This is a genomic window from Saccharothrix sp. DSM 118769, assembly GCF_052936295.1.
Window position 1 is genome coordinate 1,807,577 of the sequence record NZ_CP193627.1, and the last position, 14,567, is coordinate 1,822,143.

At 73.1% G+C, this 14,567-nt stretch carries 15 protein-coding genes; 11 read left to right on the plus strand and 4 right to left on the minus strand.

The genetic code is table 11. The annotated features are described in order from the left end of the window. Positions 1 to 124 precede the first annotated feature (124 nt). Positions 125 to 1,060 carry a sporulation protein gene (locus tag ACRAKJ_RS08685; RefSeq protein WP_438924797.1) on the plus strand — a complete coding sequence of 312 codons (936 nt, stop codon included), beginning with the start codon at positions 125 to 127 and terminating at the stop codon, positions 1,058 to 1,060. A gap of 82 nt (positions 1,061 to 1,142) precedes the next feature. Then, complete coding sequence (locus tag ACRAKJ_RS08690; protein WP_438924798.1) at positions 1,143 to 2,315, plus strand: PIN-like domain-containing protein; 1,173 nt, start codon at positions 1,143 to 1,145, stop codon at positions 2,313 to 2,315. Positions 2,316 to 2,340: 25 nt separating this feature from the next. Here the strand turns inward: ACRAKJ_RS08690 and ACRAKJ_RS08695 are convergent, their stop codons facing one another. Continuing rightward, entirely contained in the window at positions 2,341 to 2,964 is a 624-nt protein-coding gene (locus tag ACRAKJ_RS08695; protein ID WP_438924799.1) for a TetR family transcriptional regulator, read from the minus strand. A gap of 87 nt (positions 2,965 to 3,051) precedes the next feature. Here ACRAKJ_RS08695 and ACRAKJ_RS08700 point away from each other — a divergent pair, with 87 nt between their 5' ends. The 7 genes from ACRAKJ_RS08700 to ACRAKJ_RS08730 all read left to right on the plus strand — a co-directional run bounded on the left by ACRAKJ_RS08700 (position 3,052) and on the right by ACRAKJ_RS08730 (position 10,334). Then, complete coding sequence (locus tag ACRAKJ_RS08700) at positions 3,052 to 4,200, plus strand: acyl-CoA dehydrogenase family protein (protein WP_438924807.1); 1,149 nt, start codon at positions 3,052 to 3,054, stop codon at positions 4,198 to 4,200. Positions 4,201 to 4,300: 100 nt separating this feature from the next. Then, entirely contained in the window at positions 4,301 to 5,503 is a 1,203-nt protein-coding gene (locus tag ACRAKJ_RS08705) for an acetyl-CoA C-acetyltransferase (protein WP_438924800.1), read from the plus strand. Next, entirely contained in the window at positions 5,503 to 6,264 is a 762-nt protein-coding gene (locus ACRAKJ_RS08710) for an SDR family oxidoreductase (protein WP_438924801.1), read from the plus strand. The genes ACRAKJ_RS08705 and ACRAKJ_RS08710 overlap by 1 nt, the downstream gene beginning before the upstream one ends. A gap of 72 nt (positions 6,265 to 6,336) precedes the next feature. Beyond that, positions 6,337 to 7,533, plus strand: coding sequence for a hypothetical protein (locus tag ACRAKJ_RS08715; protein WP_438924802.1), 1,197 nt, complete (start codon positions 6,337 to 6,339; stop codon positions 7,531 to 7,533). Further along, a complete protein-coding gene (locus ACRAKJ_RS08720; protein ID WP_438924803.1) occupies positions 7,530 to 8,990 on the plus strand; it encodes a substrate-binding domain-containing protein in 1,461 nt (486 codons plus the stop codon). Before ACRAKJ_RS08715 ends, ACRAKJ_RS08720 begins: the two co-directional genes overlap by 4 nt. Next, the gene (locus ACRAKJ_RS08725; protein ID WP_438924804.1) at positions 8,977 to 9,738 is read left to right on the plus strand and encodes a hypothetical protein; all 762 of its coding nucleotides are present in this window, start codon (positions 8,977 to 8,979) and stop codon (positions 9,736 to 9,738) included. Before ACRAKJ_RS08720 ends, ACRAKJ_RS08725 begins: the two co-directional genes overlap by 14 nt. A 23-nt stretch (positions 9,739 to 9,761) precedes the next feature. After that, complete coding sequence (locus tag ACRAKJ_RS08730; protein WP_438924805.1) at positions 9,762 to 10,334, plus strand: TetR family transcriptional regulator; 573 nt, start codon at positions 9,762 to 9,764, stop codon at positions 10,332 to 10,334. 102 nt (positions 10,335 to 10,436) lie between these two features. On the opposite strand, the gene ACRAKJ_RS08735 is transcribed toward ACRAKJ_RS08730, so the two are convergent. From ACRAKJ_RS08735 to fabG, 3 genes are all read right to left on the minus strand, one after another. After that, positions 10,437 to 11,351 carry an IS982 family transposase gene (locus ACRAKJ_RS08735; RefSeq protein ID WP_447008908.1) on the minus strand — a complete coding sequence of 305 codons (915 nt, stop codon included), beginning with the start codon at positions 11,349 to 11,351 and terminating at the stop codon, positions 10,437 to 10,439. Between the two features lie 61 nt (positions 11,352 to 11,412). Continuing rightward, a complete protein-coding gene (locus tag ACRAKJ_RS08740) occupies positions 11,413 to 11,865 on the minus strand; it encodes a MaoC family dehydratase (RefSeq protein ID WP_438919905.1) in 453 nt (150 codons plus the stop codon). Between the two features lies 1 nt (position 11,866). Next, the gene (gene fabG, locus ACRAKJ_RS08745) at positions 11,867 to 12,628 is read right to left on the minus strand and encodes a 3-oxoacyl-ACP reductase FabG (RefSeq protein ID WP_438919906.1); all 762 of its coding nucleotides are present in this window, start codon (positions 12,626 to 12,628) and stop codon (positions 11,867 to 11,869) included. A 127-nt stretch (positions 12,629 to 12,755) separates the two neighbouring features. On the opposite strand from fabG, the gene ACRAKJ_RS08750 reads away from it, so the two are divergent. Together ACRAKJ_RS08750 and ACRAKJ_RS08755 are read left to right on the plus strand one after the other, a co-directional pair. Further along, entirely contained in the window at positions 12,756 to 13,559 is an 804-nt protein-coding gene (locus tag ACRAKJ_RS08750; RefSeq protein ID WP_438919907.1) for an SDR family NAD(P)-dependent oxidoreductase, read from the plus strand. A gap of 5 nt (positions 13,560 to 13,564) precedes the next feature. Further along, a complete protein-coding gene (locus ACRAKJ_RS08755; protein ID WP_438919908.1) occupies positions 13,565 to 14,521 on the plus strand; it encodes a zinc-binding dehydrogenase in 957 nt (318 codons plus the stop codon). The last annotated feature ends 46 nt before the right edge of the window (positions 14,522 to 14,567 follow it).

The following is a 14,567-nucleotide window of genomic DNA, read 5'->3' on the forward strand; positions in this document are numbered from 1 at the left end:
CGGCCGTCGCATACTGGCACCTGGCCTTAGCGTTCGTCCAGAGGGAACCGATCCACCGGGTGAGGCGTCCTTGGTGCATTCGGCCCCGAGGGCGGGGCCGAAGAGCAGTCCGGGAGGCACCACCGTGGTTTTCAAGAGGATGTTGCGCGCGTTCGGGGTCGGCGGTCCCACCGTGGACACGGTGCTGTCCAACCCCGGCGTCCGGCCCGGTGAGCTGCTCACCGGCGAGGTGCGCGTCATGGGCGGCGACCACGCCGCCGAGATCGACCAGGTGAAGCTGTCCCTGGTCACCCGCGTCGAGGTGGAGAGCGGCGACAACGAGCACAACCGCACCGTCGAGTTCGCCCGGGTCGTCGTCGCCCAGCGCGTCGGCGTGGGCGCCGGCCAGAACCTCGTGCTGCCGTTCCGGTTCCCCGTGCCGCTGGAGACGCCGCTGACCGTCGTGCACGGCCAGCCGCTGCGGGGCATGACCATGGGCCTGCGCACCGAGCTGGAGGTGCGCGGCGCGGTCGACCCCGGCGACCTCGACCCGGTCGCCGTCCACCCGATCCGCTCGCAGGAGCACGTGCTCACCGCGTTCGGCGCCCTCGGCTTCCGCTTCCAGCGCGCCGACAACGAGCAGGGCCGCATCCACGGCGTGCCGCAGCAGCTGCCGTTCTACCAGGAGATCGAGTTCCTGCCGCCGCACCAGTTCCTGTCGAAGATCAGCCAGCTGGAGCTGACCTTCGTGACCGACCCGCACCACCTCTACACGGTGCTGGAGGCGGACCGCCGCGGCGGCCTGTTCCGGCAGGGCGGCGACTCGTTCGGGCACTTCGCCATGTCCCACGACGAGGTCGTCCGCACCGACTGGGCGGCGCTGCTGCACCGGTGGGTGGAGCAGGTCGCGGGCCGGCGCTCGTCCGGCGGCCACGGCGTGCACGGCGGCCACCACGGCGGTCACCGCGGTCACGGGATGGGCGCGGGCGGCCTGGTCGCGGGCGCCGCGGCGGGCGTGTTCGGCGGGATGGTCCTCGGCGAGGCCCTCGACGAGGCCGGGGACTTCTTCGAGGGGGAGTGACCGACCGGGGGCGCCGGCGGTGGCGCCCCCTTCGGGAACCCCCTGGTTCCCCATCGCGGTGGGGAGGGACGACAATCCCGGGGTGCCCGACTCCGGGAAGACCGACGAGCAGCCGACCGACGCCGCGCCGCGGGGGATCCTCGACGGCTTCGGCGCCTACCGCACCGCGCGGCCCGACCACTACCGCGACGTGCTCGCGCGCGGCCTGGTGGTGCTCGACACCGACGCGCTCCTCGACCTCTACCGCTACCCGCCCGCCGGGCGCGCGGAGCTGCTCAAGGCGCTGCACCGGGTGCGCGACCGCCTGTGGGTGCCGCACCAGGCGCTGGCCGGCTTCTGGCGCGGCCGCGAGTCGGTGCTCGGCGACGCGGAGCGGGCGACCGCCGAGGCGACCTCCGCGCTCGCCGCAGCCGAGGAGCGGGCGCTGCGGGGGCTGCGCGCCTGGGCCGACCGGGTGGCGCTCGACGACGACGCCCTGCACGACCTCGAACAGGGCCTGCGCGACGCCCACGGGCACGTCGCCGGGCGCCTGGCCGAGGTCGCCCGGCGGCACGTCGTCGCCGTGGCCGACACCGAGGAGGACCCGGTCGTCGCCGACCTCGACGGCCTGCTCTACGGCCGCGTCGGCGAACCCCTGCCGGACGCCACGCCGGACCACCGGGGCGTGTGGCGGGAGCTGCTGGCCGAGGCGACCGCGCGCCGGCAGGACGTCCTGGTCCTCACCGGCCTCGCCGGGGACCGGTGGTGGCGGCGCGACGACGACGGCAACGCCCGGGGCCCGCGGCCCGACCTGTACGAGGAGCTGCGGGAGGCGGCCGGGGTGCGGCTGTTCGTGATGAGCCCGGACGCCTTCCTGCACCACGCCCGCGAGTCGGCCGACCCGGTCGTGCGGGAGGCCGTGCCCGCGCGGAGCGCGCTGGAGCGGCTGGCCCACGCGTTCGTCACCGACCAGGGCTTCGAGGCGGTGGTCGTCGACTACCGGCGCAACCACGTGGTCGTCGAGGGCGAGCGGCGGGGCGTCGAGCGCGGCGCGCTGGTGCTCGAAGCGCAGCGGGGCGACCCGCGCGCCACCGCGGCGTGGATCGGCGGGCTCACGCGCCGGCACGCGGGCATCGAGGTGGTCGTCTTCCCCGAGCGGCCCGCCGACATGCTGCTCAACGGCGTGAGCGTGGTGGGCGTGCCCGCCGTCTGGCGCTCGGGCGACGGCTGGGACGGCTCCGACTCCGCCCGGGAACGCGGCTGGCTGGACATCTAGCGGCCCGGTGTCACCCGGCCGGGTGTCACCGGGCCGACGCGCCCACCATGCGCAGCACCAGGTCCGCGTAGAGGTCGCCGATCTCCTCCGGCGTGCGCCCCCGGTCCGGCTTGAACCACCGCGCCACGTCGATGCACAGCGACAGCACCGCCAGCACCGCGCCGCGCACGTCGGGCACGTCGAAGTCGCCCGTCCGCACGCCGTCCTCGACCATGCCGCGCACGGCCGCCTCGATGCGCCGGCGCAGCTCGACGACCTCGGCCAGGTGCTCGGGCGTCAACGCGCTCAGCTCGTACTGCACGACGCGCGCGGTGGTGTGGAACTCGGCGTGCCAGGACGCGAACGCCCGCACCGCCGACGCCAGCCGCGCCACCGGAGGTCCGGCGGGCACCCCGGTCAGCACGGACAGCGACGTCGCGTGGCCGACCCGGGAGATCTGGAAGAGCAGCTCCTCCTTGGAGCGGTAGTGGATGTAGACCGCCGCGGGGGACATGCCGGCCTGCGCGGCGATGTCCCGGGTGGTCGTCGCGTGGTAGCCGCGGACCGAGAACGCGGCCGCGGCGGCGATGAGCATGCGCCGCGCCGCGGGGGGCGTCACGGACGCCCAGGTCTCGTCCAGCAGCGCGAACTCGCCGCGGGTCGACGTCATCACACCCTCCTTGACACGAAGTCGGACGATACCGCACGCTAAGCACACGCTTAGACCTAAGCAACCGCTTAGTATGGAGGCTTGGAAGTGCGCCGCACGCTGTTCGAACCCGACCACGACGCGTTCCGCGAGACCGCGAAGGCGTTCGTCGACCGCACGCTCAAGCCGAACTACGAGAAGTTCGTCGAGCAGCGGCACATCGACCGGGACGTGTGGCTGGAGGCCGGCCGCCAGGGCCTGCTCGGCCTGGAGATCCCCGAGGAGCACGGCGGCAGCGGCGCGAACGACTACCGCTTCAACGCCGTCCTCGGCGAGGAGCTTTCCAAGGTCAGCGCCGGCATGGCCTCCTGCCTGGGCATCCACGGCGACGTCGTCGCGCCCTACCTGGCCGACCTGTGCACCGAGGAGCAGAAGCGGCGCTGGCTGCCCCGGTTCTGCTCGGGCGAGATGACCACCGGCATCGGCATGACCGAGCCGTCCGGCGGCTCCGACCTCGCCGCGCTCAAGTCGAACGCCGTGCGCAAGGGCCCCGACTGGGTCCTCAACGGCTCCAAGACGTTCATCACCAACGGCTTCTCCGCCGACATGGTGGTCATCGCGGCGCGCACCAACCCCGACGCGAAGCCCGCGCGCGGCATCACGCTGTTCGCCGTCGAGACCGGCATGAAGGGCTTCGAGCGGGGCCGCAAGCTCGACAAGGTCGGCCAGCCCGAGTCCGACACCGCCGAGCTGTTCTTCGACGACGTGCTGGTGCCCGCCGAGAACGTCATCGGCGAGGTCGACAAGGGCTTCATCCACATGATGGAGCGCCTGCCCCAGGAACGCCTCGGCGGCGCGATCTCCAACCTGGCCCACGCCAGGCAGATCCTGGAGGAGACGATCGCCTACGCCAAGGAGCGCAAGGCGTTCGGCCAGTCCATCGGGTCGTTCCAGCACAACAAGTTCACCCTCGCCGAGCTGGTCACCAAGGTCGACGTGACGCAGGCGTTCCTGGACCAGTGCACCGACGCGCACACCCGCCGCGAGCTGACCGCGACCGACGCGGCCAAGGCGAAGTACTGGAGCGCGGACGTGCAGAACGACGTCATCGACGCCTGCGTGCAGCTGCACGGCGGCTACGGCTACATGACGGAGTACCGCGTGGCCCGCGCCTGGATGGACGCCCGCGTCACCAAGATCTGGGCCGGCTCCAACGAGATCATGAAAGAGCTCATCGGCCGCGAACTCGGGCTGTGACTTGGCCGCTGCTCCGCAGGCGGCGGCTCGGCCGCCCGGAGTCGGCCTCGCGGGTGGTGGGTGACTTGCCCCGCTCGTCGAAAAAACTTTAGGAGTTCTCATGCCCGAGGCTGTCGTCGTCGCCACCTCGCGGTCCCCGATCGGTCGCGCCCGCAAGGGTTCGCTGGTCGACCTGCGACCGGACGACCTCGCCGCGCAGATCGTCGGCGCGGCCCTCGCGCAGGTCCCCGAACTGGACCCGCGCGAGATCATCGACCTGCACCTGGGGTGCGCCGAACCGCAGGACGAGCACGGCCAGAACGTCGCGCGCCGGATCGCCGTGCAGCTCGGCCTGGACACCGTGCCCGGCACCACGGTCAACCGGTTCTGCGCCTCCTCCGTGCAGACCGCGCGGATGGCGTTCCACGCCGTCAAGGCCGGCGAGGGGCACGCGTTCGTCAGCGCGGGCGTGGAATGCGTCTCGCGCTACCGCCACGGCGACCCGCACCTCAACCCGCTGTTCGCCGACGCGATGACCCGCACCGAGCGCACCGCCGCGACCAACGAGCCGTGGCACGACCCGCGCGAGGACGGCCTGCTGCCGGACTACTACATCTCCATGGGCCAGACCGCCGAGAACGTCGCCACGCTGCTCGGCATCTCCCGCGCCGAGCAGGACGAGTTCGGCGTGCGCTCGCACAACCTCGCGGAGAAGGCCATCGCGGACGGGTTCTTCGAGCGCGAGATCACCCCGGTGACCCTGCCCGACGGCACGGTCGTGCGCACCGACGACGGCCCGCGCAAGGGCGTCACGGTGGAGTCCGTCGCCGCGCTCAAGCCCTCCTTCCGGCCACGGGGGACGGTCACGCCGGGCAACTGCTGCCCGCTCAACGACGGCGCGGCGGCCGTGGTCGTCATGAGCGACACCAGGGCGCGCGAGCTGGGCCTGACCCCGCTGGCGCGCATCGTGTCCACCGGCGTGTCCGGCCTGTCCCCGGAGGTCATGGGCCTCGGCCCGGTCGACGCCACGAAGCAGGCGCTGGCGCACGCGGGCATGGCCATCGGCGACATCGACCTGGTCGAGATCAACGAGGCGTTCGCCGTGCAGGTGCTGGGCAGCCAGCGGGCGCTGGGCATCGACCTCGACCGGCTCAACGTGCACGGCGGCGCCATCGCGCTCGGCCACCCGTTCGGCTCCACCGGCGCCCGCATCATGACCACCCTGATCAACGGGATGCGCGCCCGCGACGCGCAGTTCGGCCTGGAGACCATGTGCGTCGGCGGCGGTCAGGGCATGGCGATCATCCTGGAAAGGCTTTCCTGATGGGCATCCTCGACAAGTTCCGCCTCGACGACCAGGTCGCGATCGTCACCGGCGCGTCGTCGGGCCTGGGCGTGGCGTTCGCCAAGGGCCTCGCCGAGGCGGGCGCGGACGTGGTGCTCGCCGCGCGGCGCGTGGACCGGCTCAAGGACACCGCGGAGCTGGTCGAGGCGGCCGGCCGGCGCGCGCTGATCGTGCAGGCGGACGTGGCGCAGCCCGACGACTGCCGCGAGGTGGCCCGCGCCGCCGCCGGGTTCGGCCCGGTCACGGTCCTGGTGAACAACGCGGGCGTGGCCTCGGCGGTGCCCGCGTCGCGGGAGACGCCCGAGCAGTTCCTGCGCGTGCTGGACGTCAACCTCAACGGCGCCTACTGGATGGCCCAGGCGGCGGCGGCCGTGATGACCGGCGGCGGGGCGATCGTCAACGTGTCGTCCGTGCTCGGCCTGGTCTCCGGCGGGTTGCCGCAGGCCGCCTACTCGGCGTCCAAGGCGGGCCTGCTCGGCCTGACCCGCGACCTGGCCCAGCAGTGGACCGGCCGCAAGGGCATCCGGGTCAACGCCCTCGCGCCCGGCTACTTCGCCTCCGAGATGACGGACCAGTACCCCGAGGGCTACCTGGAGGCCCGGATGGCGGCCACCCCCGCGGGGCGCACCGGCGACCCGGAGGAACTGGCGGCGGCCGTGGTGTTCCTCGCCTCCCCGGCGGGCGGGTACGTCACCGGGGCCACGCTCGTGGTGGACGGGGGCACGACGATCGCGGGCTGAACCGGTGTAATGACCGGCTGTCACGGGACGATCTGAACCGGTGAGGAGTTCACCTCACCACCGGGGGAGTTCGTGACCGCGAACGGCACCGCCACCGGCGAACCGGGGTTGACCGTCAAGGCCCCGCCGCGCTCGGTCTTCCAGCACAGGCGCTACCTGCTGCCGCTCGCCGTCTCGGCGGTGACGGCCCTCGTCGGCGTGGTCCTCATGATCTCGTCGGGCACGGTCGCGCTGCCGTTCCGGCAGGTCCTCGTGGTCCGGTCGATGATGGCCTCCAAGGTGGTGTTCTTCCAGGACGAGCAGGTGCGCCGCATCCTGCTCAGGCACGGCCTGGAGGTGCACGTCACCGACTCCACGGGGTCGCTGGAGATCATCCGGGACAAGCAGGAGCGGGTCCGGGAGTACGACTTCGTGCTCCCGTCCGGCCAGGCGGCGGGCAAGCTCATCCACGACAAGTGGGGCGGTCGGGTCTACTACCCGTTCGCCAGCCCGCTCGTCCTGGGCGCGTTCGGCGACTACGCCGAGGCGCTGGTGAGGCACGGGGTCGCCACGCGGCAGGACGGCGGGGACGGCCTGTACTACGACCTGCGGCTGACCGAGTTCGTGCGGCTGGCGCTGCCCGGCGACGGCACGGCGCCGACGACGTGGGCCGACCTGGGCGTGCCGAACCGCAACCAGGTCGTCGCCCAGACGCCCAGCCCGTGCGACTCCTACTCGGGCGCGGCGTGGCTCGGGCTGGTCGCGTTCACCGTCAACGGCAGCGTCGCGCTGACCGAGGCCGACGTCCACGCGGTCGCCCAGCGGGTCAAACCGGTGTTCGACGTCGAGGGCATGCACGGCTCCGGCATCGGCACGACGTTCTTCCACCCGGACGGCCGCAGCACCACCCCGGTCGGCGTGATGTACGAGCACCAGTACCTCGCCTACCAGCTCGGCCGCCTCGCGCGGGGGCTGGAGCGGGACCGGGACCGGGTCGTGCTCTACCCGGACGCCAACCACCGCACCGAACCGTGGCTGATCGCGTTCACCCCGGCGGGCGAGCTGATCGGCGACCTGCTGGAGGACGACGCGGGCCTGCGGCAGCGGGCGCTGGAGCTGGGGCTGCGGCCCAGCAGCCGCACGTCCACGGAGCTCGCCGACCTCCTGGCGTCGCGCGGCCTCCCGGTCGGGGCGCTGGTCGACACCGAGGGGTACCTGCCCAAGTCGGCCGAGCTGACCTCGCTGATCAGCGAGGTGGGCCGGTGCCCGCACATCGACGTGCCGATATGAGGGCCGTCCCGCTGCTGGTCGTGCTCGCGCTGCTCGCCGCGTGCACGCCCGCGCCGCCCGCGACCACCACGCTGACCGTGCTCGCGAGCACCGAGCTGGCCGACCTCGCGCCGGTGCTGGACGACCTGCGCCGCGACACCGGCGTGTCGCTCCGGGTCGAGCACCGCGGCACCGTGCGGGCCAGCGAGGACCTCGCGGCGGGGCCCACCGGTCACGACCTGGCGTGGTTGTCGACCGACCGGTACCTGCGGCTGCGGACCCGTGACCTGCCGCTGTCGACCACGACCATGCTCACCCCGCTCGTGCTCGGCGTGAAGCGCGCCAAGGCCGCCGGGCTGCGCGCGGCCGGACCGCCGTCGTGGGCGGACCTCGCCGGGCACGCGGCGGCCGGGCGGCTGCGGTTCGGGATGGCCGACCCGCGCGTGTCCGGCAGCGGCCTGGGCGCGCTGATCGGCGTCGCCACGGCCGCCGCGGGCACCGGTGCGGCGCTGCGGCCCGAGGACGTGGCGTGCGACCGGCTCCAGGGCTTCCTCACCGGCCGGGTGCGCGCCGCGGACGGCGGGGCGGAGGAGTACGCGCGGCACGAGGACCAGGTGGACGCGCTGGTCGCGCAGGAGTCCGAGGTGCTGGCGCTGAACGCCTCCGGGCGGCTGCGCGAACCCCTGGAGGTGGTGTACCCGAGGGACGGCATCGTGCTCTCCGACCACCCGCTGATGCTGCTCGACCCGGGCCGGCGGGCCGCCTACGACCGGGTGGTGGCGTGGCTGCGGGGCGAGGGCGCGCAGCGGGCCGTCATGGAGCGCACCTGGCGGCGGCCGGTCGACCCGGACCTGCCGCGCCCGGCGCCCCTGCGCGAACCCCTCGGCACCTCCCTGTACTTCCCGGCCGCGCAGGAGGTGGTGGACGCGCTGCTCGCCGCGTACGACCGGGCGGGCAGGCCGAGCCGGGTGGTGTTCGTGCTGGACCACTCGACGTCCATGGCGGGCGCGCGGATCGACGGCCTGCGCGCGGCGTTCGCGACGCTGAGCCGGGCGGGCGGGTTCGAGCAGTTCCGGGTCGGCGAGACGGTCGTGGTGGTGCGGTTCGCGGGCTCGGTGCTGGAGGAGCGGGAGGTCACCGTGCGCGGCGCGGGGGACCTGGACGCGCTGGCGACCCTGCTCGACGGGGCGGAGCTGGTCGACGGCACGGCCCTCTGGTCGGCGCTGGACCACGCCTACCGGGTGGTCGGCGAGGGCGGCGTGGTGCTGATGACCGACGGCGAGAACAACGCCGGGATGAGCGCGGACGACCTGTTGGCGGCCTGGCCGTCGCCACCCGCGCGCACCTACGCCGTCCGGTTCGGCGAGGCGGACCCGGCCGAGCTGGACCGCGTCGCGCGGGCGAGCGGCGGCCGGGTGGTGGACGCGACCGACGGGTCGCTGACGGAGGCGGTGAGGGAGGTCCGTGGGTGCCGGTGACCGGGGGCTGTGGTGGGACGTCTGGTGGCCGTGGGTCGTCGTGTGGGGCGTGACGGCGCTGGCGGTGGTGGTCTTCGCGGTCACCGCCGCGCTGGCGTGGCGCGCGCGGCACAAGTACGGCCCCGAGCCGCACCCGCTGGGGGTGCCCGTCTACGTCGACGGGCCGACCGTGCTGAACATCATGTCGGTGCTCGGGCTCAAGCCGGTGCCGGCCGAGGTCACCGCGCGGGCCGTGCTCAACAAGGACGGCAAGATCGAGGTGCCCGGCCTGTCCGTCACGGGCGGCGTGGCCAGGGTGGACGAGGAGACCCGGACCTTCCGGGAGACCTACGAGCCGATCGACCTGGTCGCGCCGCTGGTGAAGGCGCTGTCGGACGGCAACCAGCTGCTGTACGCGGACCTGGCCGGCCGCCACCTGCTGCGCAACGTCGCCGTGGAGCGGCACCTGCGCACGACGCGGCAGAACCCCGCCTCGGTGCCGTTGCAGGGCATCAACGCCTACGTGTCCGTGGTGGGCTGGTTCCGGACGGGCTCCGACGCCGACGGCGTCACGGTGCTGCTGGCGCCCTTCGGCCCGGACGGGGGCGACGCCGGCGGTCAGTGGGTGCGGGTGGACTGCGCGCACGAGTGGCTGCTGGACGGTGCCGTGCCCGAGGGGACGTTCTACGCGTCCTGCCTGGGCCGGGTGCAGTCGTGGAAGGCGGAGGAGGGGCACCTGGTCGTCCGACCCATCGCGATGTTCCAGTGATCGTCGCGTGCGATGCTTCCCCCATGGCATCGGTACCGGAGCGGCTGATCGACGCGGCGACCCGGCTGTTCGCCGCGAAGGGCTTCGACCGGGTCGCGGTGCAGGAGGTCGTGGACCTCGCGGGCGTCACCAAGGGCGCCATGTACCACTACTTCGGGTCCAAGGACGACCTGCTGCACGAGATCTACGGCAGCCTGCTGCGGATGCAGACCGAGCGGCTCACGCTGATCGCGGACGGGTCCGGGCCGGTGGCCGAGCGGCTGCACGCCGCCGCCGTGGACGTCGTGGTGACCTCGGTGGACAACTTCGACCAGGCCCGCGTGTACTTCCGCTCGGCCGACCACCTGGCCGAGGACAAGCGCCGCGAGGTGCGGGCCGAGCGCCGCCGCTACCACGAGCGGTTCCGGTCGCTGGTCGAGGAGGGGCAGGAGGCCGGGGTGTTCCGCGCCGACGTGCCCGCGGACCTCACCGTCCACTACTTCTTCGGCACCGTCCACCACCTCGGCCAGTGGTACAGCGCGGACGGCCCGCTGTCGGCGGAGCAGGTGGGCCGGCACTTCGCCGACCTGCTCCTCGCGTCGCTGCGCCCCGCCTAGGGAGTCGCTGCGCCCCGGGGTGGGCGGGGTACCGGGCCACGCCGGAGGACGTGGCCCGGTGGTTCCGCCGAGCCCTCCTAGATGAGTAAGTCCAAGGGGTGGTTAGTGGTCGTAGGCGGTCAGTGATCGCTTGACGGGCTGGTCGGTGTGGTCGTTGTGCCAGATCGCGGCGGTCAGGGCCAGGACGCGTTGCAGGACGCGAGCGATCACGCCGGGTGTGGTGCGTCCGCCGTGGCGCTCCAGGTCCAGCTGGGCTTTGAAGGTCTGGTTGATCGACTCGATGACCTGGCGCAGCGGCTTGAACAGCCGAGCGCCGGGTCGCGGGGTCTCGCCTTTGCGGGCCGGGCGCAGCAGCTCGACACCGGCCGCGGCCAGAGCGTGCTCGAACTCGCGGCCGTAGTAGTTCTTGTCGGCGATCAGCGTCTGACCCGGCCGTTCGGCGGTCAGGGCGGGATCGACGGCCAGGATGTCGAGCAGGGTGGTGCGCTCGTCGGCCTTGGCCCCGGTCAAGGCGAAGGCGACCGGCAGCCCGCCCGGGGTGCAGACCAGGTGCAGGCGCAGGCCCCAGAACCATCGGGAGTGGGAGGCGCAGTAACCGTACTGGGCCCACCCGGCCAGCTCGGAGCGCTTGGTGGTCTGGCGGGACCGGCCGCATTCCACCGGGGTGGAGTCGACCAGCCACACGTCGTCGGTCCACAGCGTGGTGTCGACCGCCAACAGCCGGATCACCTGTTTGACCAGGCCGGATGCGTGGCGCAGCCGCTTGTTGTATCCGGACTGGCCGGGCAGGTAGTGGAACAGATGGCCGAGGTGGGCGTGGGCGTGGCGCAGGAACCGGGCCTCGCTGGTGAACCCGAGCAGGGCCTGGATCACCGCCAGGGTGACCAGTTCCGCGTCGGTCAGTCTCGGCTTGAGGCCGACCTTCGGTCGCCACGGCGCGAGGTGCGGCGCGTCCTTCAGCAGGTCATCGGTTCTGACGTAGAGTGCGGTCGCGAGGGTGTCAATGTCGGTCGTCACAACCCGTACATCGACACCCTCGCCCCATGTCTCCAGGTGTCTACCCCTTGGACTTACTCATCTAGGCGACGAGCAGCACCACGGTCTCGGCGACGCACGCGGGCTTGGGGTGGCCGTCGATCTCGACGGTCACCTTCACCACCGCCTGCTTGCCCTGCGCGGTGTCGGCGACCTCGGTCAGCTCCGCCCCGGCCCGCACGCGCGAGCCGACCGTGACCGGACTGGGGAAGCGGACCTTGTTCAGGCCGTAGTTCACGCCCATCTTCAGGCCCTGCACGGTGTAGACGTCGCGCACCAGCATGGGGATGAGCGACAGGGTCAGGTAGCCGTGCGCGACGGGTGCGCCGAAGGGCCCGGCGGCGGCCTTCTCCAGGTCGACGTGGATCCACTGGTGGTCGCCGGTGGCGTCGGCGAACAGGTTGATCTCGTCCTGGGTGATCTCGTGCCAGTCGCCGAAGCCCAGGTGCTCGCCCTTGGCGGCGGCCAGTTCGTCGAGGTTCGCGAATACCCGCATGTCAGTCCTTCGGTCCGCCGGCGACGTAGATGACCTGACCGGACACGAACCCGGCGCCGTCGCTCACCAGGAACGAGGCGGTGTGCGCGATGTCCTCGGGCGTGCCCACGCGGCCGACCGGGATGGCGGCGGCGGCGCCCTTCTTGAAGTCCTCGAAGTCCACGCCGACGCGGGCCGCCGTGGCGGCGGTCATGTCGGTGGCGATGAAGCCCGGGGCGATGGCGTTGACCGTGACGCCGAACTTGCCCAGCTCGATGGCCAGGGTCTTGGTGAAGCCCTGGAGGCCGGCCTTGGCGGCGGCGTAGTTGGCCTGGCCCCGGTTGCCCAGCGCGGAGGTGCTGGACAGGTTCACGACCCGGCCCCAGCCCGCCTTCGTCTGGAACTTCTGCACCGCGCGGCTCATCAGGAACGAGCCCCGCAGGTGCACGCCGATGACCGTGTCCCAGTCGTCGTCGGTCATCTTGAACAGCAGGTTGTCGCGCAGCACGCCCGCGTTGTTCACCAGCACGACCGGCGGGCCCAGCTCGTCGGCCACGCGCTGCACGGCCGTCTCGACCGCGGCGCTGTCGCTGACGTCCACGCCCACCGCGAGGGCCGTGCCGCCCGCGGCCCTGATCTTCCCGACGGCGTCGGCGCAGCTCTCCTCGTTCAGGTCGAGCAGCGCGACGGCGAACCCGTCCCGCGCGAGCCGGGTGGCCACGGCGGCGCCGATGCCCCGCGCGGCACCGGTGACGATCGCCACTCGTGCGTCAGTCTCGGCCACGGTCAGTCCTCCTTGATCTGCGGGCCTAAGCAACCGCTTAGTAACCTACTCGTGGGGTCGCCTTGACGCCAGAGCGCGTCAGGAGAACCATACCGACTGGTCGGAATGTGTCGCCAGAGGAGGCGCGGTGGAGTTCTCGGGCAAGGTCGCACTGGTCACCGGGGCCGCGAACGGCATCGGCGCGGGGGTGGCGCGGCGGCTCGCCGCGGCCGGGGCCTCGGTCGTCCTCGCCGACGTCGACGAGGCGGGCGGCGAGGCCGTGGCCGACGAGGTCGACGGCGTGTTCACCCGCTGCGACGTGCGCGACCCCCGGGACAGCGCGGCGGCCGTCGCCCTGGCCGTCGAGCGCTTCGGCGGCCTCGACATCGCCGTGCTCAACGCGGGCATCGCCACCGGCTTCACCTTCGAGGACTTCGACGTCGAGCGGTACCGCACCGTCATGGGCGTCAACCTCGACGGCGTCGTGTACGGCGTGCACGCCGCCCTGCCCGCGCTCAAGGCGCGCGGCGGCGGGCGCATCGTGGCCACCGCCAGCATGGCCGGCCTGATGGCGATGCCCATGGACCCCCTCTACGGCGCCAACAAGGCGGCGGTCGTCGGCCTCGTGCGCGGCCTCGGCCCCGTGCTCGCCGCCGACGGCGTCACGGTCAACGCGGTCTGCCCGTCGTTCGCCGACACCCACATCGTCACCGGCGTCAAGGACGCCCTGGAAGCCGCCGGCATGCCCATCATGGACGTGGGCGACGTGGTCGACGCGTTCATCTCCGTGTTGCGCTCCGGCCAACCAGGTGAATGCTGGTTCGTGCAGGCCGGCCGGCCCAGCGCCCCGTTCACCTTCCCCAACCCGCCCGGCCCCCGCACCGCGAGCGGCGAGCGGATCAGCTTCACCCGCGACCCGCTGACCACGTCCGACGTCCCCGAGGAGAGCTGACACCCGTGCGCGCCATCCAGATCACCGAGTTCGGCGGACCGGAGGTCCTCACCGAGGTCGAACTGCCCGACCCCGTCGCCGGACCGGGTGAACTCCTCGTCGAGGTCAGCCGCGCGGGCCTCAACTACGCCGACACGCACCAGGCCGAGAACTCCTACCTCGCCAAGCAGGAGCTGCCGCTCGTGCCCGGCGGCGAGGTCGTCGGCACCGCGGGCGACCGCCGCGTCGTCGCCCTCACCTCGGGCGGCGGCGGGTACGCGCAGAAGGCCGTCGTGCCCGCGGCGACCGCGTTCGACGTGCCCGACGGCGTGGACGACCTGACCGCGCTGAGCATGGTCGTGCAGGGCGCGACGGCGTGGCTGCTGCTGCGCCGCAGCGCCCACCTGGAGCCGGGGGAGAGCGTCGTCGTGCACGCCGCCGCGGGCGGGGTGGGCACGCTGGCCGTGCAGCTGGCCAAGAAGTGGGGCGCCGGCCGCGTCATCGCCACCGCCAGCAGCGAGGAGAAGCGCAAGCTCGCCCTCGACCTCGGCGCCGACGTGGCCGTCGACTCGACCGCGCCGGACATGACCGCCGCCCTGCGCGAGGCCAACGACGGCCGCCGCGTCGACGTCGTGCTCGACATGACCGGCGGCGCGGTCACCGACCAGAGCGTCGCGGCGCTCGCGCCGTTCGGCCGGCTCGCGTTCTACGGCATGGCCAGCCGCGAGCAGCCGTCGCCGATCCCGCCCGGCAAGCTGCTCGTCCGCTCCACCGCCGTGGCCGGCATGTGGCTGCCGCACGCGTTCGCGCTGCCCGGCCGCGTCGTGCACCGCGCCATGGCCGAGCTGTTCGACCTGGTGCTCGCGGGCGACCTGCGGGCCGTGCCGGGCGGCGAGTACGGCCTGTCCGAGGTGCGCCGCGCCCACGAGGACCTCCGCTCGCGGCGCAGCACCGGCAAGCTCGTCCTCGACCCGTCGCGCTAGCCCCCCGGGGCCCCCGACGCCGGAGGGCCGCCCACGCGGTGCGCGG